This is a genomic window from Ihubacter sp. rT4E-8, from assembly GCF_049852125.1.
Taxonomy (GTDB): Bacteria; Bacillota; Clostridia; order Peptostreptococcales; family Anaerovoracaceae; genus Senimuribacter.
Genome location: NZ_CP187532.1, coordinates 63,897 through 88,314, shown reverse-complemented (window position 1 = coordinate 88,314; position 24,418 = coordinate 63,897). Strand labels below are relative to the sequence as shown.

The following is a 24,418-nucleotide window of genomic DNA, read 5'->3' as shown; positions in this document are numbered from 1 at the left end:
TGTGAATCGAGACTGTGAAAAAAAGTCTGTAAATAGGTAAAAGAAAAAGGCCTTCTATGGTAAAATCAAATTATCATAGGAGGCTTTTTAAAATGGCAAAGAAAAAGGAAGTATACAAGGTAAAACCACTGACAGAAGGAAAAAAGAACATCATTGCAGCATTACTGGAAGAATACGACATCGAAACAGCAGATGATATTCAGGAGGCCTTAAAAGACCTATTAGGTGGCACCATCAAATCCATGATGGAAGCTGAAATGGATGAACATCTCGGCTACGGTAACTATGAACGCAGTGACAGCGATAATTACCGCAATGGTACAAAATCTAAAAAAGTACGCAGTAACTATGGAGAGTTTGAAATCAGTGTACCACAAGACAGGAACAGTACGTTCGAACCACAGGTAGTAAAAAAGCGTCAAAAGGATATCTCTGAGATTGATCAGAAAATCATCAGCATGTATGCAAGAGGGCTTACCACAAGACAAATCTCAGAACAGATTGAAGAAATCTATGGATTCGAATGTAGTGAAGGTTTTATCTCTGATGTAACAGATAAGATTCTGCAGGAAATTGATGACTGGCAGAAACGCCCTCTAGACGAAATCTACCCAATCATTTTCATTGATGCGGTACATTTTTCAGTCAGGGAAGATAATCAGATTAGAAAACTGGCAGCTTATGTAATCTTAGGATATACTCTGGACGGGATGAAAGATGTCATTCATCTTGAAATTGGAGAGAATGAGAGCAGCAAATACTGGCTAGGTGTACTAAACAGCCTAAAAAATCGAGGAGTCAAGGATATCATGGTCATCTGTGCAGATGGACTTAGCGGGATCAAAGAAGCAATTCAAGCAGCCTATCCGGATACGGAGTATCAAAGATGCATTGTACACCAAATACGCAATACGCTGAAATATGTGTCCTACAAAGATATGAAAGCTTTTGCCGGAGATTTGAAATCAATCTATCTGGCACCGGATGAGAAACAAGGATATGAAGCATTGCAAATTGTAACAGAAAAGTGGAATGATAAATATCCAAACGCGATGAAGAGCTGGGAGAAGAACTGGGATGTATTAACGCCCATCTTCAAATTCTCTATAGATGTGAGAAAGGTGATTTATACGACGAATGCCATCGAAAGTCTGAACAGTACCTACAAGAAATTGAATCGGCAGCGCACAGTATTCCCAAACGACAAGGCACTATTGAAATCACTGTATCTTGCAACCTTACAAGCAACGAAGAAATGGACACAGTCTTTAAGAAACTGGGGTAAAGTTTATGGAGAATTTTCCATCATGTATGGGGATCGTTTTCCTGTTTAATACAAAATAAAAGCATGCAAGGACTCCTTCAGAGAAAGGAGTCCTTGACATGGCTAAAAACATGTATTATATTATTTTCAACTAAGAACTATTGAAATTTCAAAGGTTTCATAGTTTCAAATTACCATAGAAGGTAATTTACAGACTTTTTTTCACAGTCTCGTGTGAATCTTTAATCACACACTTTATTTATTTGGCCGGACAAAGACGTCAGTCCAGGTTAAGCGTTTTGCCGTCGTATAGATCTTTTATCCTGTATTCTAAGGTTTTATCCTTAAATTGTATCTTCAATATATCATCGTCTTTCAAAGTATAAGGCTTGCCATCCAGACCGTATACCGTATTCTTGTCGATAAATGTATAGCTGAAGTAAGCGTTAACACGTGGATTCTTTGAAAAAAATCCTGTATGATTTGCCTCTAACGTGGCTAAAGAATCTACGCCGCATCGGGCAGAGCCTTCAATGCTGATAGCAAGATTCGTATTATTTTTCTTTGGTATAACGATGAGATCCGCGATGTCGCCATTTTTTTCGTAGACGATATCCACATCGCTGCTGGACGGCGTCCAGGTCATATTGGAATATGCAAAGAGGCCCCCAGAGAACAAAATACAGATTAAGACAGTCGCCGCGACGATTTTTCCAGTTCTTCGTTTCAGCTTCAGAAATGGTTTTATTTCTGTCTCATTTTTTTCTAATATAGCTTTGATTTGCGGATCGTTTACATCAGCGCACATTTCAGAGAGACAGGCTTTACAGTCTGCACAGGATTTGAGATGTTCTTCGATTTCCTCATTGCTTTCGGCGCTGGTCAGTTTTTCTATATAGCTGGGAAGTAAGTCTCTAATTATTTCACATTTCATCATTTTCACCTGTACCTTTCATAATTTTCTGTTTAGATCTAAAAAAGGTTACCCGAGCCCAGTTCTCACTTCTGCCCATAACTTCGCCGATTTCCTTAAAGGAAAATGCGCCGGTGAGACGCAAGAGCATAACCTCTCTTTCCGGATCTGATAATAAGTGGATTTTTTGAAATATTTGAATTTTTGTTTCGCGCATATCAGTCAGTTCATCTGGCGGAGAGACCTCGGACGGGCGCTCTTTGTCTGTAGAATTTTGTCCAAAGTGATTCCGGCGTGATAGTTCTTGATACCACAGGTGCTTGGCGATCTGACAGAGCCAGGTTGAAACATTGCAGGAACCGTTAAAGGTATGTGCTTTTCGCACAGCCTGATAGAATGTTTCCTGCGTTAATTCTTCTGCCGTATATTCCTCCAAACACAAAGTCATCAAATATTTGAACACGTAGCGGCTGTATTTACGGTAAGTTTCGTCCATATCCAGCACTGTATATCACCTCCCCTTCAAAAGCGCTTTCAGACATATATCGCTGAAAGACAGATTTCGTTACAGGTTTTTAAAAAAATGAGAGAAGCAGTAGGAAATATCTCAAAGTGAAAAGCTGCTATATCAGTTTTTCATTGATACAGCAGCTCGTTGATAGTTTATTCAGTTAATTCTACAGCCCCAGCTGCTGAACCAAAGCGGATTTTGGCAGTGCGCCAATGATCTTGGCTACAATTTCTCCGCCCTCAAATTTTGCACATACTGGGATACTCATAATGCCATATTGTATGGCAAGCTCTTGGTTTTCATCGGTGTTGACTTTGCAGACCTTTACCTTTCCTGCAAAATCCTCTGCAATCTCATCAATTGTTGGAGCCAGATGAAGGCAATGCCCACACCAAGGCGCCCAAAAATCTACCAATACCGGTACATCAGATTCTAGAACTTCTTTTTGAAAGGTGTCCTGTGTTACGTGAATCGTCATAGTCTCTACTCCTCCTTTTGCACTCTCGCGTTTTCAACCTCGATCAGCTTATCGAGACCCTTTCTGATAGTATCTTCAACCTGGTGGACAATATTCGCTGTCTCATGCCGATCCAAGGATGCGGTATCGATGGATGGATGGATCAGGATATCCACCGTAGCCCCTCCTGTGATCACGCCCCGATCTTCGAACATATGGCGCGTACCGTTAATCGTAATTGGTACAATTGGAACTTTTGCCTTGGTAGCCAGTTTAAAGCTACCGGCTTTAAAGTGTCCCATAGCAGTACTGCGGCTTCTCGTTCCTTCCGGGAAAATGACCAGAGAATAGCCTTCCTTTAATGTTTGAACACCGTCCTGTATGGATTTTAAGGCTTCACGCGCGTCTCCCCTTTTGATGAAAACGCCGCGAATAGCTTGTATCCATTTACCGAAATACGGAACCTTCTGCAAACTGTCTTTGGCAATAAATCCGATCTGCCGACCTTCTGCAGCTTTAAATAGTACGACGATATCCGCGTATCCCTGGTGATTAGCAATAAATACGCATGGACCATCAGCCGGAATATTTTCTTTTCCAGATACGTTGACTGTCAGATCAAAGATATCGATAACCTTATCAACCCACAGACCGGTGGCATACGCGATCAATTCTCGTTCTTTCTCTCCTTGCCCACTGGCTCGCAGAGCTTCCAAATCTTTTAAGTAGTAATTAAATATACTTACAGAACGAAACAGCTTAATGCCGTTAGGAATATTTCTTAGTAATTTCACTATATGCCTCCTATGTTCAAACAAAAACTTTCTCTCTTATAATATACCATAAAACCAGTGGAAATATCTACAGAAAAAAGGTATAATAAGTATGAAAGTTCAAAAGAATTGATAAAATAAGGAGGTATGAAAATGAAACTGATCAATATTGACCATATTCCGGGACAGGAATTTGATGTAATCGGACTGGTGAAAGGAAACGTAGTACAGTCTAAGAATTTGGGTAAGGATATTGGCGCGAGCTTTAAAACCCTGGTAGGCGGAGAGCTGAAGGGATATACGGAAATGCTGCAGGAAGCAAGACAGATTGCGACAAAGAGAATGGTGGACGAAGCGGAAAGCTTAGGCGCGGATGCTGTTATTAACGTAAAATTCTCCTCTGCCGCTATCATGCAGGGCGCGGCTGAAGTCATTGCATACGGAACAGCAGTAAAATTTAAATAGATGAGAGAAAACCGTCAAAACAGAATTAGATATTTGCTTATAGGCGGAGCATTGTTATGCTTCGCCTATCTTGCATGGGAGATTTCCACCCATGATATTTTGGCTTTTGATACTGTAGTCAGAGAATGGGCATATAACCAGAGAGGCCCTGTTCTTAATAAGATTGTCATCGCGATAACTTATCTGGGAAATTGGCAGACTGTAGTAATTCTTGCATTGATTCTGTTGATTTTGCCAGAAAGCAGATTGCGGTACGGGTTGCCCTTCGTCTCATTTTCCGCGGCGTCAACAGTGATTTACAAGTGCATGAAATCCGTTTTTGCACGGCCTCGACCTGATCTCGCGGTGCGGATTATTCAGGAGAGCGGCTGGTCTTTTCCCAGTGGACATTCTATGAACTGCATGGTGTGCTATGGTATTTTGATCTATTTAGTACGACGCCATTGTAAAAATAAGCGAGCGGCTGATCTGCTGACCGTATTGCTGGCTCTGCTGATTTTAGCTATCGGATGCAGCCGGATTTATGTGGGCGTGCATTTCCCTACAGACGTTTTGGGCGGTTGGAGCCTGGGATTGGCATTCCTGCTCGTCTGCACTTTAATATATGAGAAGACTGGGGGTAAAAATCATGATTTATGATTCTATTACACAAACCATTGGCAGAACGCCATTGATGCGCATGCACAGGATTGAGGAAGGCGAGGGCTGTGCAGCATGCCTGTATGCAAAGCTGGAAGCGTTTAATCCGGCGGGCAGTATTAAGGATCGGGCGGCTATGTCCATGATCAAAGCTGCTGAAGATCGAGGGCTTCTGAAAGAAGGCGGCGTTATCATCGAGCCTACCAGTGGTAACACAGGTATTGGTCTTGCTGCGCTTGCGGCGGCAAAGGGTTATCGGGCTATATTTGTTTTGCCAGAGACAATGAGTTTGGAACGGCGAAAGTTGTTGGCTGCTTACGGAGCCGAGGTGGTGCTCACAGACGGAGCTAAGGGCATGCAGGGTAGCGTGGATAAGGCGGAGGAATTGCATAAGGATATACCAGGAAGCATTATTGCCGGACAATTCGTAAATCCTGCTAATGCACAGGCGCATATTGACACAACCGGACCGGAAATCTGGGATGACCTTGAAGGAAAGGTGGACATTTTGGTCGCCGGGGTCGGCACCGGAGGCACGATAACTGGATGCGGAAGGTATTTGAAAGACCGTAACGAAAGTATACAGATTATCGCGGTAGAACCGGCTGGATCGCCTTTACTTTCGGAGGGAAGAACGGGAAGTCATAACCTGCAGGGTATCGGAGCCAACTTTGTACCAGAGGTTTTGGACAGAACCGTTATTGATGAAATTGTAACAGTCTGTGAGGAAGACGCTTATATGCTGGCTCGCTTGGTCGCGCGCAAGGAAGGCTATCTGTGTGGGATTACATCGGGAGCAGCATTATGGGCTGCAGTTCAGTTGGGTAAGAGGCAGGAGAACAAGGGTAAAAATATCGTGGCAATTCTGCCGGATTCCGGGGAGCGGTATTTGTCCACAGTACTTTTTGACGCGTAGAGAAGGAGACGGATATGGCAGTAACCATCGGCGATCTTTTGAATATGGAAATTATGCAGGATTTTAAAATTGTAGCAGGAAGCAAGGGCTTGAGTCGAACTGTCAGTCTGACGGAAATTTTAGATTTTGAGTTTATGGACGAGGGTATTGCTTACAGGCAGCGGGGTTTTTTAGGTAACAGCATCGTTTTGACCAGTCTGCTCTTTGCTAAGGACAAACCGGAATTGATCTTACAAACCTTGAAAAAACTCATCAGCCAGGACGTTCAGGCTATGGCGTATAAACCGGTCTTTTTTGAGAAGCTTCCGCAGGAGGCGCTTGATTACGCGGAGAGGATGAAGTTTCCGGTACTGGAGTTTGGCCGTGATGAATTTTTTGAAGATATTATTTTTAGCATTCGAAGCTTGACAGAGCAGGATAATATCCTTGGACAGACAGAGCCTTTGATCAGGGAAATGCTGGGCAGAAAGTTTACGGAGGAGGAAGCGGCGGATGCGCATGAGAGAATGAATCCCCTGTTACGGCCTTTGGTGACGGTACTGTTTATTCGAGACAAGGAATTACGGGGAAATCAGATCAACGCCAAAATCCGGCGAAGCAGACCGGATGAAAAGCTGCGCAGCAAAACCTTTGTAGGAAAATATGAAGATCTTTTTGTCGTTATCTTATCTTTGGACGATAATCAGAAAGAACGGTTTGAAACGCTTTTAGAGGACGTGCTTATTTCCTATGGGCTGATAGACAGAGAATTGGTTATGGGGTTGAGCAATCCACGGCGGTTAGACGACCGTTTTGACGAAGCCATAAGAGAAGCGTATTGGGCGCAGAAGGTTGCGGAAATTGAAGGTGATCGTAAAAGATATTATCGTGATTTGGGAATTTATCAGTTGATTGTATCTTACATACATACTACACCGATGCGGCGCTATGTACAAAATTTCTTTGCTCCGTTGTTTGATGAGGAAGAAAAAGATGGAGAGCTGCTGCATACGGCAATTGAGTATGTTTTGGCAAAGGGTGACGCAGTAAAGGCGGCAGAACACCTGTATTGTCACAAAAATACGATTCGCTATCGTATTGGTAAGCTGCAGGAGAAGTTAGATCCTTGTTCCAACGAAAAGGAGTTTTATCTGAATCTGGCAGTTGCCGTAAAGATATATTTGCTTACAAATGAAAAAAAGGAGGAATAAAGAATGAGCGCAATGTTCAAGTTCAGCTATGGTCTGTTTGTGTTAACAGCCCGAGAGGATGACAAAGATAACGGCTGTATTATCAATACTGCTATACAGGTGACTTCAGAGCCGAAGCAGGTTTCGGTTTGTGTAAATAAGAGCAATTACACTTGTGAGATGATTCAGCGTACAGGAAAATTTGGTCTGTCTTTTTTAAGTCAGGAGGTAGATTTTGATACTTTTCGTCATTTCGGTTTTCAAAGCGGAAGAGACACGGATAAGTTTTCGGATTATGCCAATGCAAAGAGAGCCGAAAGCGGACTATTGTATTTGACGAAGGGCGTTAACGCTTTTATAGCTGTGGAAGTGAATCAAACAGTCGATCTGGGAACACATATGATGTTTATCGGCAGCGTTGTAGAAGAGGAGGTACTTTCCGACGTTCCGTCTGTGACGTATCAATATTATTTTGATCATATTAAGCCAAAGCCTGAGCAGCCGAAGACAAAGGGATATGTATGTAAGATTTGTGGGTATGTTTATACAGGAGAAACCTTGCCTAAGGATTTTGTTTGTCCATTATGTAAGCATGGGGCTGAAGACTTTGAGCCAATAGGCTAAAATTTTGGATTATTTCTTCAAAAACAAAGGGGAGTTTTGGGAAAAAGTGTGCATGATTCACAAATTTATTGTATTCAGTCGGGATTTGTATAGAAAACAAAAAAAGTGCTAAATTTTTAGGAAATAATACAAAGACATATTCATGCGATTTTGCTAAAATGTAATCATAGATTATGAATAAGACACCTTTGGGAAATGTTTTCTATCCATAATAAAGTCCTAAAAATGAAATAAAATCCTACACTTAATAAATCCAAAATCCAAACAGAGAAAAGGTTTCCCAAAGATGCTTATTTCGTACAAGACCCCCGAAGGGGTTTTTTTGTTGTCCTAAAGTCCGGAAGGTCATAACGCCAGACGTAAGGGCGGCGTCTGACAGATATCTTTTGATAAATATTTATAACAGGACGCTGCCTGGACCGCGGTCAAAGAAAATACTCTTAGATCCTGTATAGAGTGGGATTCCGCAGCATACGCGTACGTCCTCAGGGAAGATCCCCATTCTGACGGCGCCTCGGCCTGCAGAGTACATAACACGGTTATCGATACGGTGATCGGCGGCTACGGAAACGGCAGAGCCGACGGCAATTCCTAAATCTGTAATATTGAAAGCGCAGTTAGCGCCGGCCTTTTTCATTTCTGCGCAGTTTTCAAAACCGCACATTTTGCAGTTTGCAAGGCCAAAAGGCTGACTTGTAACGCCGATCAGCACGACGCAATGGCTGCTTTCTACATTAAATGCATCTCGCTCAATAAAATCTTCTTTATACTCAGTTGCCGCCTGGTGCATTTCTTTTACCAGCGCTGCTTTGTCCTCTCCTGTGAGAATTATGGTTATGACTTTGTCCTTTCCGCTTCCCTTTGGAGCGGTTCTGGCTGCGGCAGCCATCAAATCTGCGACACGCAGCGCCGCATCTCTTTCTGCCTGATCCATTGTTTTTATCATGATAGGTTCCTCCTTTGTTTTTACTAAGATAATAGTATTATAGCTAACTAGACCTTTTTTCACAAGGCACGGCGAAAAAAACTTACGATAAACACGCAGGCGATGCCTTTCCCATCATAAGGTTTAACAAATTGGTAGAGGGGAATTAACTTTTATCCTACTATCAGTTTGTCAGGGTTGATGGCGTCCAAATCAAAATAGCGGTAATGGGAAAAATCCAGCTGTACTGCTGGATTGGACGACGGCGGATTGTAGCTGATTTAGCGTGTTCCAGAAATTTCTCCCCTTTTTTGTGGGAACAAGACCGCTGTGACTGCGGAAAAACAGCGCGTAATTCAGTTCACTTTCCAGAGCCTTTAATGCTTTGCTTAAATTTGCTACAGAGGTATAGTTTTCCTGCGCGGCTTTAGAAATTGAGCCGGTATGAAAGCAGGAAAGCGCGTATTGGATTTGAAGCAGCGTCATAAGAACCTTCCGTTTCTGTTTCCTTTTTCTATCATATCATAAAATCAGTGGAAATATCTACAAAAAAAGGATGTGTTTTTGCTTTAGGAAAATATTTCAAAGTATTTGACAGAGCAATAGATTGGTGATATGATGTGACTAATCTAGGATTAAATACTAGATTAGTCGAAAGGAGTCGATTATGGAGTATTTGAGTAGAGCCATTGAGGAAACTATTTTACAATCAGAAAAAACTTTTAAATGTATGCTGGTAACAGGGGCAAGGCAGACTGGAAAATCTACTATGCTGAAGAAGCTATTTCCCGAAAAGAAATATGTTCCCATGGATGATCCCTTTATTGAGGAACAGGCAAAGGAACAGCCCCATATGTTTATGATGCTGAATACGCCGCCTGTTATTTATGATGAGGTACAGCGGGTGCCGGAGCTTTTTCGTTATATTAAGTTAAAATGTGATGAAACCCAGATGCGGGGACAGTTTTGTTTATCGGGATCTCAACCTCTGGAGCTAATGGAAGGTGCATCAGAATCATTATCGGGACGTGTCAGTATTATAGAGCTGGCGGGTTTATCTATGCGCGAAATGAAAGGTGATTCATTTAATCTGCCATTTGTTCCAACTATGGCGTATGTACAGGAGAGAAGCAAAACTGCCGCCGCCTTCGAGAATATATGGGAAATCATTCATAGAGGCAGTTATCCAGAATTGCAGAATCCAGAAGTAGAATGGTCAGCTTTTTTTTCCAGCTATATAAAAACCTATTTGGAACGAGATGTCCGGAAACTCTCTGCTGTACAGAATTTAAATGATTTTAGAAAGTTTATGGTAGCGGTAGCAGCAAGAACCGGACAGATTTTGAATTATGCAAACATAGCGGATGAAGTAGGAAAGGATCAGACTACAATAAAGAGATGGATTTCTATATTGGAGGCCTCTGGAATAGTCTATCTTCTGGAGCCATTTACTTCTTCCGTTCTAAAGCGAGCAATCAAAACACCAAAAGTCTATTTCAGGGATACAGGACTTGCTGCATATCTTACGAGATGGTTGACACCGGAGACACTTGCCAACGGAGCAATGAGCGGCGCTTTTTTTGAGACCTTTGTTATTTCAGAAATATTGAAATCCTATTCAAATCGAGGAATTGATTATCGATACTGCGTGTCTTATTATCGAGGAAAGGATAAGAAAAAAGGCGCAGAAAGTGAAATTGATCTTATTATCGAGGAAAATGGAATCCTATATCCAATTGAAGTAAAAAAAGGAACATCTGTATCTGCTGATCAAACTAGCGCATTTACTGTTTTAGATCAAATTCCGGATAAAAAAAGAGGAATGGGGGCAATTATTTGTCTCTGCCCGATACCCGGTGCGCTGCGGGAGAATATTCTAAAGCTGCCGGTGTGGTATATTTGATAAATATAAGGATTTTTACAAGTAATACAAATAAAAAACAGAGGATCTTTCACCTCTGTTTTAATTTGATTTTATTTCGACTAGGAAATTGTGATTCCGCCGCCGCCCAGCAGTGTTGCGAAGTAGCCAGCAAAGATTACGGATGTAATGGTAACTGTGACAAATCCTCCAACGACCATGGAAGGGAACATTTTGCTCATTAAATATCCTCTTTCGTCCGGATCATCAGTCAGAGAATTGCAGGTGTTTTCAGTGATAATCGCGTCGCAAGGAAATCCGTACAAGGCGGTAAGACCGTTTGCGAATGCCAGTTGGAAGTCCATGTGGAATAGCTTCGCAATGATGAAAGCAGCAAGCGCCATGCCGGCAACACCGATTACGATCATAATCAGCATTGGGACGATCAATGTCTTTAGCATATGCGGCGTACAGTCGGCAAGACCGGAGAATACGCTTAACATTGCCGCGAACATGAAGATGGTGTATGTATTTGCTCTCGTCATTGAGCTTGTATCAAGGAAACCAATTCTCGTCAGGATAACTGAAATAATCAGGCACCAAACGATCGTAGGAATCTGTGGAATCAGCTGTCCGACAATACTGGAAATCCATACGCTGAGAGCCAGTTTCGCGATAATGAAAACAGGGGTGTTGAATTTATCGGGAATTGGCGGAATTAACTTTTTCGTATCGCTGTCATCGGCGATAGTAGTAAGACCGACGGTTTTCATCTTATCGATTTCTTCCTGTGAAAGGTTCAGATTGCCAGAGCGCCATTCTTTCAAAAGCTTTCTACCTTCGGAATGCAAACACAAGGCAGTGATAGGATATCCTGCAAGGCCCTGCACACTGTACATGGCGATTGCAAATACGGCAGCTTCTTTTAATCCTGCAGCCTCTGCAGCCCCCTGCATGGTTAGTGCGGCAACGATACCTCCCGTAAGAGGCGGAAGTCCTGCGATTACCAGATTCTTGTCCATGATGATCGGGCAGATGAACCAGCACAGTACGACCATGCCGATAAGACCAACCAGACAGACAACTACGGTTTTCCACTGTTCCACCAGCTGTTTCAAGCTGATAACAGTTCCGATATGGGTGATGAACATCAATACGCCGATGGTGCCTGCAAAGGATGCAAGACCTGAATCTTCAGATACCGTCTTAGGAATGACAGTCCAAAAACCGATTAAGAAAATGATTGCGGTTACCAGTACGGAAGGAACCCATGCCCGTGTGATTGTGGATACCCATTCACCGATCACATAGGCGATACCAACGATGACGACCGCTAGAAAAGCATTATAAAGTACCATAATTGCTCCTTTCTTTTATTATTGAGTTTTATTTTTTTAGAAACGCAAGTGCGATTTTGATCATAGCCGCCATTCCATATTGCATTGCATCCTCGTTAAAGGTGCAGTCCGGACTGTGGAGAACGGAAGCTTTCATTCCAGGCGCATGGCCTGCATTCAGAAACATAAGGACAGCCGGTTTTCCGGTTTTTGTGCCGAAGAAGCTGTAATCTTCGCTGAAGGCCATAGGCTCTTTAAGCAGATAATAGTTGTTCTCATCCAAAGTATCCATGATCAAGTCAACCAGAGCTTCATCGTTACAGCAGGCGTCGTAGCCCAGCTTTACATCCGCGTCTATGCTGCAGCCGGAAAGCATTTGTACACCTTTACAGATATCGTAAATCTTTTCGGTTGCTGTGGTGCGCGCTTCCTGCGTATACGCGCGCAACGCGCCAGCCATGGTGCATTCATCAGCTATAATATTTACTGCCGCTCCTCCCTGAATCGTGTTCATAGACAAAATACAGGTATCCAACGGACTGATGTTTCTTGCCTGAATCTGCTGCAGGAGTACATTCACCTGTGAAGCGGCCAGAATAGCGTCGTTTGCGTTTTGCGGCTGTGAGCCGTGACCGCTTTTTCCGTGAATGGTGATTCTCACCTCGTCAGCAGAGGTTGTTACAGAACCTTTTTTCAAGCCGATTAAGCCTACATCGCTTTCAGTAGGAATGACATGGGTTGCAAGAAATGCATCGACATCATCTATCCTGCTGGACTCAATGATTCCAAGGGCGCCGCCAGGCTGTGTTTCCTCGCCCGGCTCAAAGATTACTTTCACGGCGCCGGAAAACTGATCTCGCATATCGCACAGAATTTTTGCGATTCCAAGCATCATCGCAGTGTGCAGATCGTGTCCGCAGGCATGCATGATGCCGCGATTCACGCTACAAAATGAAAGTCCTGTATTTTCCACCACCGGAAGTGCATCCATGTCACATCGTAGACCGATACACTTTCCCGCGCCTTTTTTACCTTTGATTACACCGATGACGGCATTTTTACCTGGGCAGAGGATTTCGTCAACACCATAGATGGAAAGTTCACTTTTTACCAGAGTAGATGTTTGAATGACTTCATATCCCAATTCGGGATTTTTATGAAGATTGCGTCTTATTTTTACAATATCTTCAAGAATTTCATTGGTTTTATTGAATAGTTCCAATGCGATAACCCCTCCTTCTCAAACGATTTTGCAGTACTGTTTTCTATCGTTTTACATGATTGATTGTAATGTTTTTATTGAAAAATGGGAAATTAAAGGTTATAATCATTATCATTAGTGAGAATAATGACCCGTATATTTGCGAAGAAAGCCGGAGGGGTGATATCATGGAAATCAGACAGATTTATTACGTGCTGGAGGTTGCAAAACAGAAGAATTTTACGAAAGCGGCACAGGCCTTATATATCACGCAGTCCAACATCTCACAGCAGATCGGAGCCCTTGAGTCGGAATTAAATGCCACTCTCTTTGTAAGAGATCACCACAATATTTACCTGACGGCGGATGGTGAACGATTTTGCAAATATGCCAAGAGGGTTGTGGATGCTATTGACGTACTTATGAAGGAGTTTAATGAAAATGAAGAAGCGGAGAAGGCTGTAATAAACGTTGCGGTTTTTCCATTTTCGTGGACAGTCGGGGTGTCTGAGATTGTGAGAAATTTTTATAAAGCAAACACCAATGTCGTCGGCACAATAAGAATTTCTGATAATTATTGTGCCTATGAGGATCTGAAAAAAGGCACTTTGGATTTTGCCCTTGTAAAGCTGCGCCCTGAGGATAAGATTGATGATTTAAACTATATTCCGTTAATTAAAGAGGAGCTAATGGTTATCATCAGCAGGGACAATCCGATCGCGTCTCACCGCACCATCTCAGCGTCAGATTTAAACTGTCTACCGCTGCTGTCAGGGGAGAAAACCACCAATTTGTATGAAGATTTTCATAAGATATATGTGGAAAGAAATGCAGATTTTCACGTTGTTCTTGAAAATACTTTTGACAGAGATTTACTGCTCAATATGATTGCCAGCGACGAAGGTATTACCTTTGCTACCGAATCTACAGCGGCCAAGATTATCAGCGACAAAATTACAGCAATTCCCCTTGAAATGCCGATTGAATACAATACGTATTTGGTTTATCCGAAGGATAAAGAGCCTACGGGTATTTACAGAGCTTTTGTCGATAGTATAATAAACGGAATTCATAGTTTAAATGAAACCAAAGAATTGAAATTTAAATATAACGATATCCTGTATTAAATACGGATACGCGTTCGAAGGAGGAAGGTATGGATAAACCGATTTTGATTATTATGGCTGCCGGTATGGGAAGCCGTTACGGGGGGCTTAAGCAGATTGATCCAATCAGCGATAAGGGAGAGATTATTCTTGATTTTTCTCTTTATGACGCTATGATGGCAGGCTTTGAGAAAGTAATTTTTATTATTAAAAGGGAAAATGAAGTAGATTTCCGCGCTCTAATTGATGGAAGGGCCGGAAAATATATGAAGACGGAATATGCTTTTCAGGAGCTTTCTGATATTCCGGAAGGCTATCAGATCCCGGAGGGTCGAGTAAAACCGTGGGGGACATGTCATGCTGTGCTCAGCGCACGTCATTTGATCAACGGCCCTTTTGCGGTAATCAACGCGGACGATTATTATGGACCAGGCGCTTTCCAGACGATCTATGATTATCTTCAGCATGCAAAAGATGATGAAAAATATCGTTACTGTATGGTTGGATATCAGCTTGCGAAGACTTTAACAGAGAACGGACATGTGGCGCGAGGTGTTTGTGAAATCGGTGCGGATGGACAGCTTTCGGATATTACGGAGCGTACAAAAATTATGTATCATGGCAATGGAATTGCTTATACAGAGGATGAAGGGGAAACTTGGACGCCGCTTGCGGAGGAAACCACAGTTTCTATGAATTTTTGGGGATTTACGCAGTCGTTTGTACGTGAGATGGAAACGCGGTTTCCGGCTTTTTTGGACAAAGCGCTTGCAGAAAACCCGCTTAAGGGCGAGTATTTCCTTCCGGGTGTGGTAGATCAGCTAATCAAAGAGGATAAGGCCGCCGTAAAAGTGCTGCAGTCCCATGACAAGTGGTATGGCGTTACCTATAAAGAGGATAAACAGGGCGTGGTAGACGCATTACAGTCTATGAAAGATAAGGGGTTGTATCCTGATAAGCTATGGAAATAGAAAGTCAGGAACAATCTTTGAGCTGCAGCAGGAGGAAGTATTGTGATGATTCCATTCGGTAGACTACTATGTAAAAGGTATTCTACCGATTTTTTGATTTTTTGTGCAAAGTTTTTTCCAACACTTTGCGCTGGTGGTTCGTTATATAAATATAAGGATAAATAACAGGCAAAGATCCGGGAAAGGAAAAAGCAATGACAGAGGAATATACCGAAAAGCTGATGGAACAGTTGTACGAGGCGCTGCATATACAGTTGATCCGATGGTGCCGGAACATGACCGGCGACCAGCGGACGGCAGAGGAACTGGTGCAGGAAGCATTTCTTCGAGCGCTGCTCCACGAAGAAATTTTTAAAGAGCTTTCCGAGAGCCAGCAGCGGGCATGGCTTTACCAAACGGTGAAAAACCTGTATATTGACCACGTTCGCCGTGGAAAGTGGGAAATGACAGTAGACAGATTTCCGGAGACGCAAGCGGATTCGGAAATATCAGAAGAAATGTTCATGGTGGAATGGGGAGAACTGCTGACGCATCTCCCAAAGCTGGAGAGATACATCTTTGTTCTCCGGTATCTGCATGGGTATACTTCCGGACAGATTGGAACTATGCTGCATATGCCGGCAGGCACTATACGGGCAAAGCTCCATGAAGCCAGAAAGCGTCTTCGTCAAGTGATCGGTGATAGATAAGCGGAAATTCAAAGAGCAGAAATGATACGAGAAGGGAGAATATGTAAATGAAAAATTTGATTATCAACAGCTGCATATGTGACACAAGAAAAATGCAGGAGGAAGCGTATAAGGATTATGAGTCTGTTATCATCAATGCAGAAGTATTGCTGGTCGGAAGCCGCAGCAAGGAAATACTTGAGAGACTGCCGATAATCCAAAACTGCGGTATTACTGTCGAACTTGCCGATGAAGATGTGCAGGCAAATGTTGTAAACGGGGATTTTGAGATCACAGCGTCCGCGGCAGTGCAGGAGAATAGCTTGCTGGTGGTGAATGGTTGTTTGAAGGTGGAAGCGGGAGCTGAGAATGCGCTTAAAGCTTACAAAATGATTCTGGTTGCGGGTTCTCTGCAGATACCAAAGAGTCTGAATGGGTTTTTGAATAAAATCCAGATTAACGGCGTGACAGAGTTGTACCCGGACGGATATACTGTGCTGGGAGAGACGCTTATGATAGACAGACTTTTCACTCTGCGTGCGGAACAGGAAGGACGGTATTATGTCAGCAGTGAAACCGTTATTTGTGATGAGTCTACAGACTTGAAAAAGCTCATAGAAAAGCAGGTTCGGATTGCAACTCCGAAGCTGGTTCTGCCGGAATGCGTAGTAGAGGATTCTGCTGCCATCTTTGATCTGCAGACAGAATACGTGGTAGTGCCGGAGGGGATGAAACTGATCTATGGAGACGCGGAGCTGAACGATATTCTGCTTCAGGAACACGGCGGCAACCTCTTTGTATATGGAGACCTTACAGCTGATCGGACGGCTGATATGGGATCTCTGGCAGAGAAAATAGATAGGCTGGAGGTGATGGGAACGGTAACTGTGACGAAGGCTCAGAAAGAGGATTTTTTGAAAATAGGTGCGATATATAAGGAGTTGAAGGTAATAAAAGGCGGGCGATTATTGTCAGACAAGTTGAGGGTCAAAGTTGATCAGACGCTCTTGGATCATTGCCCGGAGGGTATTGAGATTTGTGATGTGTTAAAGGTGGTCGTCGACAGCGCCGTGAAGCCGGAGGATATTTTGGAAAAGCTGACTCTTTGTGACTGTGGCAGTGTGATATGCAGTCCGGAACAGGAAAGCGCTGTTGCGATTGTCAGCGAGGATGTAGGCCGGATCGGAAGCAGCAAAGAATTTAATCTGCTGGATAAGATAAAATCGACCAAGCTTGTCAATGCAGAGAGCTATGTGATGTAGCTGTGGGGAAATATAAAATTTTTTAGTTGGTTTACTGTATATGATGTTCAAAAAAATCTTGCATTTTTAAGGATTTATGATATACTAATAAGGCATGATTTTCAAATAGACAAAATCATGCGGTTCTCTGCGTAAGTTTATCTTACGCCATTTAGTCCATAGGGAGGTGAAACAAATGAAAAAGTATGAAGTTATGTTCATTATCAACCCTACTTTAGAAGATGAGAAGAGAGAAGCTACCATCGAAAAAGTAAAGGCAGTCATCGCTGCTGAGGGAGAAGTCGAAAAAGTCGACGCTTGGGGAATGAGAAAGCTTGCATATCCGATCGAGAAGAAAAGCGAGGGCTACTACGTAGTTATCGACTTCTCTGCGAGCCCGGAATTACCGAAGGAGCTTGACAGAAGACTGAAGATCTCAGACGACGTTATGAGACACATCATCGTTTGTAAAGAAGCGAAATAGGAATGGGGTGTAGTTAAATGAATAGTGTTGTACTAATCGGAAGGCTCACCAGAGATCCGGAGATCAGATATACCGCGTCCAGCCAGATGGCGGTTGCGTCTTTTACAATCGCAATCGACAGACCTGTGCGGGCAGGCGGAGAGAAACAGACAGATTTTCCGCGGATTACCGTATTTGGAAGGCAAGCGGAAAATTGTGAGCGTTATCTGGCAAAAGGCAGACTGGTAGGCATTCAGGGAAGACTACAGACCGGAAGCTATCAAAATAAGGATGGCGTGACTGTTTATACCACTGATGTTGTGGCAGACAGAGTTGAATTTTTAGAGTGGGGAGACCGTCAACAGAACGGCTCCGCACCGAGACAGAACGCTTCTTCAAATTATGGCGGACAGCAAGGTGGGTATAGTCAGCAAAACTATGCACCGCAACAGAACTATGGCGGCCAGAGCAGCTATAGTGAACCGCAGTCGGGCGGTATGCCGGAGGAGATGCCGGATTCTTTCCAGGCAATTGATGAAGACGTTCCATTCTAAGGAAAGGAGATACATGTAACATGATGGATAGAAGACGTGGTGGCATGAGAAGAAAAAAAGTATGCCAGTTCTGTGCAGATAAGACAGAAGTGATCGACTACAAAGATGTAGAAAAGCTTAGAAAGTACGTTACCGAAAGAGGTAAGATCCTTCCTAAGAGAATCACTGGTACTTGCGCAGTACACCAGAGAGAAGTGACTACTGCTATTAAAAGAGCTAGAATTGTCGCTTTACTGCCTTACGTTGCAGACTAATTGATAGTCGAACAGACAAATAAGACTTACAAATCCTCAGAAGCTTGGAAAACCAGGTTTCCGGGGATTTTTTCGTTTTTGAAATATCTTATATTTACTTAAGAAAGTTCTAAAAGATGCTGTAAAGCAAAAGCACTTGACACGGGATGCGGATTGGAATATACTGAAAAAGTAATTTTCAGTTATCGCCTGCAGAAAGGAAAGGAGGACAATCATGACAGCTATGACTACAATAAAAAAGACAAAGAAAATATTATACAAGAGAACAGATTGTCCTAAAGCTACGGCGGAGTGATGCGGATATAGATTTCGTTTATCTATATTTTATTTCTGAAACAATCTGTATCTCTAACATGGAGGTACTTTTTTTATGCGAAAAATCAAAGGAACTTATGCTCAGGCGACGGTCTATTCCCATACCGCAGAGGACTACGCGCTGAAACAAATTGAGATGATTTGCAATCATGAAGCGGCAGAGGGGAGCCGCATTGCAGTCATGCCCGACGTCCATCCAGGGAAAGTCGGTCCTATTGGACTTACCATGACCCTGGGCAATAAAATTATGCCCAATCTCTTAGGCGTGGACATCGGCTGCGGCGTCAGTTACATGAAATTGAAACAAACCAGAATTGAATACCAGAAGCTGGACACCGTCATCCGGGAAAACATTCCTGTTGGCAGCAGAATACGGAATACGCCTCATCTGCGCAGCAGAGATGTTACGTTTTCAGATTTACTGTGTCAGAAACACGTCAGCCAGGAAAAAGCCTTGCAAAGTCTTGGTACCCTCGGCGGCGGCAATCATTTTATAGAAGTAGATCGAGATGAGGAAGGCAGCTTATATGTATTCGTCCATTCCGGCAGCAGACGGCTTGGGAAAGAGGTTACGGAGCATTATCTAAAGGAAGGAGAGCGGGCGCTGAACGCAAAAGGCGTCCGCGTACCTTACGAGATGACCTGGCTTGAGGGGCAGCTGATGGAGGATTATCTCCACGATGTGTACGAAGTGCAGGGCTTTGCCAGGCGCAATCGGGAAATTATTCTGTCAGAGCTTGCAAAACAGATGAAGTGGAAGACAGTACAATTCGGCGAAAGCATTCACAACTATGTAGACGAAAACCGGATTCTTAGAAAAGGCGCAGCGCCTGCCTATGAGGACGATGAGGTAATCATTCCGGTCAATATGCGGGACGGCGTCATTTTGGGCGTTGGCAAAGGAAACCCTGCCTGGAACTATTCAGTACCCCACGGAGCAGGCAGAATCACAGACAGAGTAACAGCTAGAAGGGAACATACCGTAGGGGAATTTAAAGCGGCGACAAAAGGCATCTATTCCAGCACTGTTGGAATAGAAACCCTGGACGAAGCGCCTTTTGCCTATCGCGACATTGATGAGATTCTGGAAGCCATCAAAGAAACAGCAGAAGTAAAGAAAATATTAAAGCCTCTGTACAACTACAGAGCGATAGAAAGAAAGGAAAAGAGGTAAACCTATGGCAGTATATAGAGAAATCCCGTGCAAATATTATATAGCCCTGGGGCAGTGTAGCAAAGGCAGAGATGCCAAACATAACGGTTACTGTCAGCACTGCAATAAATATGTACCAAGAGCAAAGATACGCAGACTGAATCGAAAGAAGCAGCGGATTCAGGCTTTGCGGAAGGATGGGTTATGAGTTGACCAAGAAGGAATGATAGATGTAGGTTATGTATTATTTTTTAAAAGGTTATATGCTTTAATAAAAATATTGAATCAAAGAAAGCCCCCTCCCTCATGCCATTATCCACTTTACGAAATGCCTAAAATAAGGTAAACTATACTAAAAAGACGATCTTTACGGTAAGGATATAAAGAGGTGTATATGAGAATCATTAAAAAATCGAAAGAAAGAACGGCAGAAGATAATCGTGCTTTAAGAGATGCCGTTACTTCTATTATTGACGACGTATGCGAGAACGGAGATGAAGCGCTGCGTCAATATAATGAAAAATTCGATGACTGTCATCGGCAATCTCTCCGTGTCAGTCGTGAGGAAATTGAAGAAGCTTACAGTCGGATGAGCAAACAGGAAATCGATGATTTAAAGGAAGCAAAAGAAAATATCGAACGTTTTGCCGCTGTGCAAAGACGAACCATGACGGAGATAGAAGATTTTTCTCCGCGGCCGGGCATTTATTTGGGGCATAGAATTATTCCTGTGTCTTCCTGCTGCTGCTATGTGCCGGGAGGAGGCTATCCCCTTTATTCAACAGCTTTAATGCTGATTACACCGGCGAAAGTTGCTGGAGTCAGACGAATTGTGGCTTGTTCCCCGACAGTACGCGGAACGTCTAAGATTCATTATAAAACTCTGGTTGCTATGGATCTTGCCGGGGCAGACGAAATTTATGCTGTGGGAGGCGCGCAGGCCATCGCCGCCTTTTCTTATGGGACAAAGGAGATCCGCCCGGTTGATTTGATCGTTGGCCCGGGTAACCGTTATGTGACAGAGGCAAAAAGACAGTGCTATGGGCAGATAGGCATAGATTTTGTTGCCGGGCCCAGTGAAGTGCTAGTCATCGCTGACGGCAGTGGAAATGCAAGTACAATAGCCGCGGATTTATTGGCACAGGCGGAGCATGATCCAAATGCGAAAGGCATTCTCATCACTACGAAAGAGGATTTTGCTTATGCTGTTATAAAAGAAGTAGAAAGACAATTAGATGTTTTATCTACGGCAGGTATTGCGAGAAAGTCATGGGAAGACTATGGCGAAGTTATTTTGGTAGACACATTAGAAGCGGCTGCCAGCTTGTCCAACGATTATGCGCCGGAGCATTTAGAATTGAACTGCGAGAGGCCAAAAACAGTAATAAATAAGCTATATAACTATGGATCATTGTTCATCGGAGGGAATACTGCTGAGGTATTTGGAGATTATGCTTCCGGTACAAACCATACGCTGCCAACAGTGAGGGCTTCGCGCTATACGGGCGGCGTTTGGGTAGGGACATTCCTGAAGGTTTGCACACACCAGTCCATGACCCCGGAGGCGTCAAAAGCAATTGCGCCGCTGGTTGCACGAATGGCTTATGGTGAAGGACTGGAAGGCCATGCAAAGGCAGCCGAGGAAAGATTATAACGGAAAGGGAAGAAGACCATTCTATGAGTAAGAAAAAAGACAAAATTTTGATTGCAGATGATTCGGAGATGAATCGTGCTCTTTTGGAGGAAATGCTGCAAAATGATTTTGAGATCGAGGAAGCGGAAAATGGCAAGGAAGTAATCGCTTTGCTTCGCGAGCGTGCTTCTGAGTTTTCTTTGCTGCTCCTGGACATCGTAATGCCGGAAATGGACGGGTTTGAAGTACTGGCGTTTATGAACAAATATCAATGGATTGAGGATGTGCCGGTTATCATGATTTCTTCAGAAAGCTCTCCTTCCTATATTGAGCGAGCTTACGATTTTGGCGTCACAGATTATATTTGCAGGCCTTTTGACGCGGCGGTAGTTAAACGACGTGTATTTAATACAATTATGCTGTATGGAAAGCAAAAACGTCTGGCGGCTATTGTGACAGAGCAGATCTATGAAAAAGAGAAAAGCAATAGCATGATGGTTTTTATCCTAAGTCATATCGTAGAGTTTCGAAATGGCGAAAGCGGCCTTCATGTACTGCATATCAATACGATGACCGAGCTGCTGCTGAAGCAGCTGATACAGAAAACGGATCGATATCCATTGACAAAAGCGGATATTTCTATGATTAGCATGGCGTCATCGCTTCATGATATTGGAAAAATTTCTATTCCTGAACAAATTTTGAATAAACCAGGAAGATTGACGCCTGAGGAATTTGAAATAATTAAAAACCATTCTCTGATTGGAGCACAGATGCTGGAGGATTTGCCGTTACACCGGGGAGAGGCGTTGGTACAGACTGCTCATGATATTTGCCGTTGGCATCACGAGCGATATGATGGAGGCGGGTATCCGGACAAGCTGAAAGGTGATGAAATTCCAATTTCGGCGCAGATTGTAGCTCTTGCGGATGTTTATGATGCGTTGACGAGTAAGCGTTGCTATAAAAAGGCTTATACTCATGAGGTTGCTATGCAGATGATCATGGAGGGACAGTGCGGAATTTTCAATCCTATTTTGCTGGAGTGTCTGAGGGACATTGAGGAGGTTGTGCAGAAAGAATTAAACGTGGATTCTTTGTCTACGCATTATAAAAAATCTATGGACAATGTTACTGCTGAATTGATGCAGCATGAGGATCTGGCAACTTCAGAGAGAATATTACGTTCCCTGGAGCAGGAGAGAATAAAGGTCAGGTTTTTGTCATCGGCCTCTCCGGATATCGTCTTTACTTATACAGATTCTCCGTCGATGATTTCTTTTCCTGGAAAGGATGCAGCAAAGCTGGGTCTAAATGAGAATATTATAAATCCGTTGGAGGATCCGAGTTTCTTATCAAAGATAAGCAGAGAGCAGCTGCAGCAGTTAAAACAGTTAATTGGAAAGGCCACACACTGGGAGCCTCGAGTGCAGATGGATTGTCAGGTCAAGATTGACAATGTTTCGCGGTGGCATAGGTTTACATGCCAGACTATGTGGTCGTCAGAAGAACCGCCTGTGTATATGGGATTGGTCGGTAGATTGGAAGACGTTAGTGAGGAGTATGGAAAGATTTCTCATGCCGTCAATCCGGGAGAATCAACTGACTTTATGAAAGTAGAGCAATTGATGAATTTCTTCCAAGGAAAAGAAATTACGGTGGAGCAGGCGGGCATATTGATGAAATGTCTCAGTATTGTATTTGATACAGTGCGGCTGATAGATTCTTCCTTGGAAACTTGCTTTTGCTTGAATGAAGAACGAGAATTGATCTCCGAAAGAGGAATTTGCCATCCTTTGTGGGAAATGATTGATAAATGTGAAAACAGCATTTCTGCTAAGGTGCTCAGCTGCAAAAGCAGGCTGGCTAAGATCGAGTTTATTGACGAAAGGCTTTATCATGTAGCCGCTACATATATAGAGGTTGAAGGAAAACCGTATTCCATGGAAATGGCGGCTGAAATTACTGACGATACAATTCTAGGCGCTTATGGAAGCCGCGAATTAACAGATTCCATTATGCGATATAATAAGAAATTGTATATGGATCCTTTGACTGATACGAATAACCGCCGCTACTACGAGGAGCAGCTGGTGGGATTGTCTGATGTGGACGCAGTGGCAATTTTGGATATTGATAATTTTAAGATGATCAACGACTCTTATGGACACCATACAGGTGATCTGGCATTAAAACTGGTTGCTAATGCAGTTTTATCCTGCGTCCGCAGCAGTGATGAAATCATCCGGTATGGAGGAGATGAGTTTGTAATCGTATTCCGGTCGATTCCAGAGAATATCTTCGGGGAAAGACTGGAGAATATTCGCGGAAAAATTCGCGAAATATTTGTAGCGGATTGTCCGAATGTACGCTTTTCTGCCAGCATAGGAGGATATTACGGCCCGGGAGGAACGACAGAGCTGTTAAAAGAGGCAGACAGCTTGATGTATAAAGCAAAGAGGCAGAAGAATAGTCTTTGTCTAGGAAGAATAATGGAAGGAGAAAAGAACCATGACAATAATTGAATGCTACCAGAGTTTCGGCGGTGATTATGATGATGTGATTTCCAGACTTCGCAGTGAGAAGCTAGTCGAAAAATTTGCTGTTAAATTCCTTGCTGATAAGAGTTATAGCCAGTTGGAAGAAGCCCTTCAGGCAGATCAGCCGGAAGAAGCTTTTCGCGCCGCGCATACTTTAAAGGGCGTATGTCAAAACTTAGGGTTTACACCTTTGTATGCGGTCAGTTCTGAAATGAGTGAGATTCTCCGTAACGCTTCCGATATTGATCATGCCAGGGCAGAAGAACTGATGCAGCAGGTTCGTTCTGAATATGACCGGACGTTTCAGGCAATCAAAGCGTATGCAGAACAGTAAACAGTGGAAAACCTATATTGAGAAGAAAAGCGGAGCTGCAGATGATATGCGGCACAGTATTTTACTGTGATAAACCACATAATTTTCTTTAGATTATCATAATCTGCAATTGAAATGAAAAGAGTGGTTAT

Annotated in this window: 27 protein-coding genes; 19 read left to right on the top strand and 8 right to left on the bottom strand. The window is 43.2% G+C overall.

The annotated features are described in order from the left end of the window. Positions 1-92: 92 nt before the first annotated feature. Positions 93-1,334, top strand: a complete 1,242-nt coding sequence (locus ACPW7J_RS00385) for an IS256 family transposase (protein WP_425755319.1) — start codon at positions 93-95, stop codon at positions 1,332-1,334. A gap of 210 nt (positions 1,335-1,544) precedes the next feature. Here ACPW7J_RS00385 and ACPW7J_RS00380 read toward each other — a convergent pair whose 3' ends face one another. From ACPW7J_RS00380 to ACPW7J_RS00365, 4 genes are all read right to left on the bottom strand, one after another. Then, positions 1,545-2,201, bottom strand: coding sequence for a zf-HC2 domain-containing protein (locus tag ACPW7J_RS00380; RefSeq protein ID WP_425755806.1), 657 nt, complete (start codon positions 2,199-2,201; stop codon positions 1,545-1,547). Next, on the bottom strand, positions 2,188-2,673 hold the full coding sequence (locus ACPW7J_RS00375) for a sigma-70 family RNA polymerase sigma factor (RefSeq protein WP_202623910.1): 486 nt from the start codon (positions 2,671-2,673) through the stop codon (positions 2,188-2,190). The genes ACPW7J_RS00380 and ACPW7J_RS00375 overlap by 14 nt, the downstream gene beginning before the upstream one ends. A 181-nt stretch (positions 2,674-2,854) precedes the next feature. Continuing rightward, positions 2,855-3,166 (bottom strand): thioredoxin, encoded by a 312-nt coding sequence (trxA, locus tag ACPW7J_RS00370; RefSeq protein WP_161874042.1) that lies wholly within the window; start codon positions 3,164-3,166, stop codon positions 2,855-2,857. Between the two features lie 5 nt (positions 3,167-3,171). After that, a complete protein-coding gene (locus ACPW7J_RS00365; RefSeq protein ID WP_161874043.1) occupies positions 3,172-3,939 on the bottom strand; it encodes a lysophospholipid acyltransferase family protein in 768 nt (255 codons plus the stop codon). A gap of 132 nt (positions 3,940-4,071) precedes the next feature. On the opposite strand from ACPW7J_RS00365, the gene ACPW7J_RS00360 reads away from it, so the two are divergent. The 5 genes from ACPW7J_RS00360 to ACPW7J_RS00340 are packed head-to-tail and all read left to right on the top strand — an operon-like array spanning position 4,072 to position 7,731. Continuing rightward, the gene (locus ACPW7J_RS00360) at positions 4,072-4,383 is read left to right on the top strand and encodes a YbjQ family protein (RefSeq protein WP_161874044.1); all 312 of its coding nucleotides are present in this window, start codon (positions 4,072-4,074) and stop codon (positions 4,381-4,383) included. Continuing rightward, the gene (locus tag ACPW7J_RS00355; RefSeq protein WP_161874045.1) at positions 4,384-5,022 is read left to right on the top strand and encodes a phosphatase PAP2 family protein; all 639 of its coding nucleotides are present in this window, start codon (positions 4,384-4,386) and stop codon (positions 5,020-5,022) included. After that, the gene (gene cysK / locus ACPW7J_RS00350; protein WP_161874046.1) at positions 5,012-5,938 is read left to right on the top strand and encodes a cysteine synthase A; all 927 of its coding nucleotides are present in this window, start codon (positions 5,012-5,014) and stop codon (positions 5,936-5,938) included. The genes ACPW7J_RS00355 and cysK overlap by 11 nt, the downstream gene beginning before the upstream one ends. A gap of 14 nt (positions 5,939-5,952) precedes the next feature. After that, positions 5,953-7,128: a PucR family transcriptional regulator gene (locus ACPW7J_RS00345; RefSeq protein WP_424960385.1), complete on the top strand. Its 1,176-nt coding sequence runs from the start codon at positions 5,953-5,955 to the stop codon at positions 7,126-7,128. A 3-nt stretch (positions 7,129-7,131) separates the two neighbouring features. After that, a complete protein-coding gene (locus tag ACPW7J_RS00340) occupies positions 7,132-7,731 on the top strand; it encodes a flavin reductase (RefSeq protein WP_425755801.1) in 600 nt (199 codons plus the stop codon). Between the two features lie 397 nt (positions 7,732-8,128). Here ACPW7J_RS00340 and ACPW7J_RS00335 read toward each other — a convergent pair whose 3' ends face one another. Together ACPW7J_RS00335 and ACPW7J_RS00330 are read right to left on the bottom strand one after the other, a co-directional pair. Beyond that, a complete protein-coding gene (locus tag ACPW7J_RS00335; protein WP_161874049.1) occupies positions 8,129-8,677 on the bottom strand; it encodes a DUF2148 domain-containing protein in 549 nt (182 codons plus the stop codon). Positions 8,678-8,869: 192 nt separating this feature from the next. Then, complete coding sequence (locus ACPW7J_RS00330; protein WP_424960383.1) at positions 8,870-9,142, bottom strand: LysR family transcriptional regulator; 273 nt, start codon at positions 9,140-9,142, stop codon at positions 8,870-8,872. A gap of 181 nt (positions 9,143-9,323) precedes the next feature. Between ACPW7J_RS00330 and ACPW7J_RS00325 the strand changes: the two genes are divergently transcribed. Then, positions 9,324-10,559 (top strand): ATP-binding protein, encoded by a 1,236-nt coding sequence (locus ACPW7J_RS00325; RefSeq protein WP_425755799.1) that lies wholly within the window; start codon positions 9,324-9,326, stop codon positions 10,557-10,559. Between the two features lie 80 nt (positions 10,560-10,639). On the opposite strand, the gene ACPW7J_RS00320 is transcribed toward ACPW7J_RS00325, so the two are convergent. Both ACPW7J_RS00320 and ACPW7J_RS00315 read right to left on the bottom strand, forming a co-directional pair. Beyond that, positions 10,640-11,875: a hypothetical protein gene (locus tag ACPW7J_RS00320; protein WP_425755797.1), complete on the bottom strand. Its 1,236-nt coding sequence runs from the start codon at positions 11,873-11,875 to the stop codon at positions 10,640-10,642. A gap of 28 nt (positions 11,876-11,903) precedes the next feature. Next, a complete protein-coding gene (locus ACPW7J_RS00315; protein ID WP_425755796.1) occupies positions 11,904-13,076 on the bottom strand; it encodes a M20 metallopeptidase family protein in 1,173 nt (390 codons plus the stop codon). 167 nt (positions 13,077-13,243) lie between these two features. On the opposite strand from ACPW7J_RS00315, the gene ACPW7J_RS00310 reads away from it, so the two are divergent. The 12 genes from ACPW7J_RS00310 to ACPW7J_RS00255 all read left to right on the top strand — a co-directional run bounded on the left by ACPW7J_RS00310 (position 13,244) and on the right by ACPW7J_RS00255 (position 24,287). Continuing rightward, entirely contained in the window at positions 13,244-14,182 is a 939-nt protein-coding gene (locus ACPW7J_RS00310; protein WP_424960380.1) for a LysR family transcriptional regulator, read from the top strand. 29 nt (positions 14,183-14,211) lie between these two features. Then, entirely contained in the window at positions 14,212-15,132 is a 921-nt protein-coding gene (locus tag ACPW7J_RS00305) for a sugar phosphate nucleotidyltransferase (RefSeq protein ID WP_161874055.1), read from the top strand. Between the two features lie 194 nt (positions 15,133-15,326). Continuing rightward, a complete protein-coding gene (locus ACPW7J_RS00300; RefSeq protein ID WP_425755793.1) occupies positions 15,327-15,821 on the top strand; it encodes an RNA polymerase sigma factor in 495 nt (164 codons plus the stop codon). A gap of 47 nt (positions 15,822-15,868) precedes the next feature. After that, complete coding sequence (locus ACPW7J_RS00295) at positions 15,869-17,062, top strand: hypothetical protein (protein WP_161874056.1); 1,194 nt, start codon at positions 15,869-15,871, stop codon at positions 17,060-17,062. Between the two features lie 175 nt (positions 17,063-17,237). Continuing rightward, on the top strand, positions 17,238-17,525 hold the full coding sequence (gene rpsF / locus ACPW7J_RS00290; protein ID WP_161874057.1) for a 30S ribosomal protein S6: 288 nt from the start codon (positions 17,238-17,240) through the stop codon (positions 17,523-17,525). 17 nt (positions 17,526-17,542) lie between these two features. Next, a complete protein-coding gene (locus ACPW7J_RS00285; RefSeq protein WP_161874058.1) occupies positions 17,543-18,058 on the top strand; it encodes a single-stranded DNA-binding protein in 516 nt (171 codons plus the stop codon). Between the two features lie 20 nt (positions 18,059-18,078). Next, positions 18,079-18,312: a 30S ribosomal protein S18 gene (rpsR, locus tag ACPW7J_RS00280; protein ID WP_161874059.1), complete on the top strand. Its 234-nt coding sequence runs from the start codon at positions 18,079-18,081 to the stop codon at positions 18,310-18,312. A gap of 370 nt (positions 18,313-18,682) precedes the next feature. Beyond that, a complete protein-coding gene (locus tag ACPW7J_RS00275) occupies positions 18,683-19,801 on the top strand; it encodes an RtcB family protein (RefSeq protein ID WP_425755790.1) in 1,119 nt (372 codons plus the stop codon). A gap of 4 nt (positions 19,802-19,805) precedes the next feature. After that, positions 19,806-19,988, top strand: coding sequence for a hypothetical protein (locus tag ACPW7J_RS00270; RefSeq protein WP_161874061.1), 183 nt, complete (start codon positions 19,806-19,808; stop codon positions 19,986-19,988). Between the two features lie 186 nt (positions 19,989-20,174). Then, positions 20,175-21,434 (top strand): histidinol dehydrogenase, encoded by a 1,260-nt coding sequence (gene hisD / locus ACPW7J_RS00265; protein ID WP_161874062.1) that lies wholly within the window; start codon positions 20,175-20,177, stop codon positions 21,432-21,434. A 23-nt stretch (positions 21,435-21,457) separates the two neighbouring features. Beyond that, a complete protein-coding gene (locus ACPW7J_RS00260; RefSeq protein ID WP_425755787.1) occupies positions 21,458-23,938 on the top strand; it encodes an HD domain-containing phosphohydrolase in 2,481 nt (826 codons plus the stop codon). Further along, on the top strand, positions 23,925-24,287 hold the full coding sequence (locus ACPW7J_RS00255) for an Hpt domain-containing protein (RefSeq protein WP_161874064.1): 363 nt from the start codon (positions 23,925-23,927) through the stop codon (positions 24,285-24,287). Before ACPW7J_RS00260 ends, ACPW7J_RS00255 begins: the two co-directional genes overlap by 14 nt. Positions 24,288-24,418: the final 131 nt, after the last annotated feature.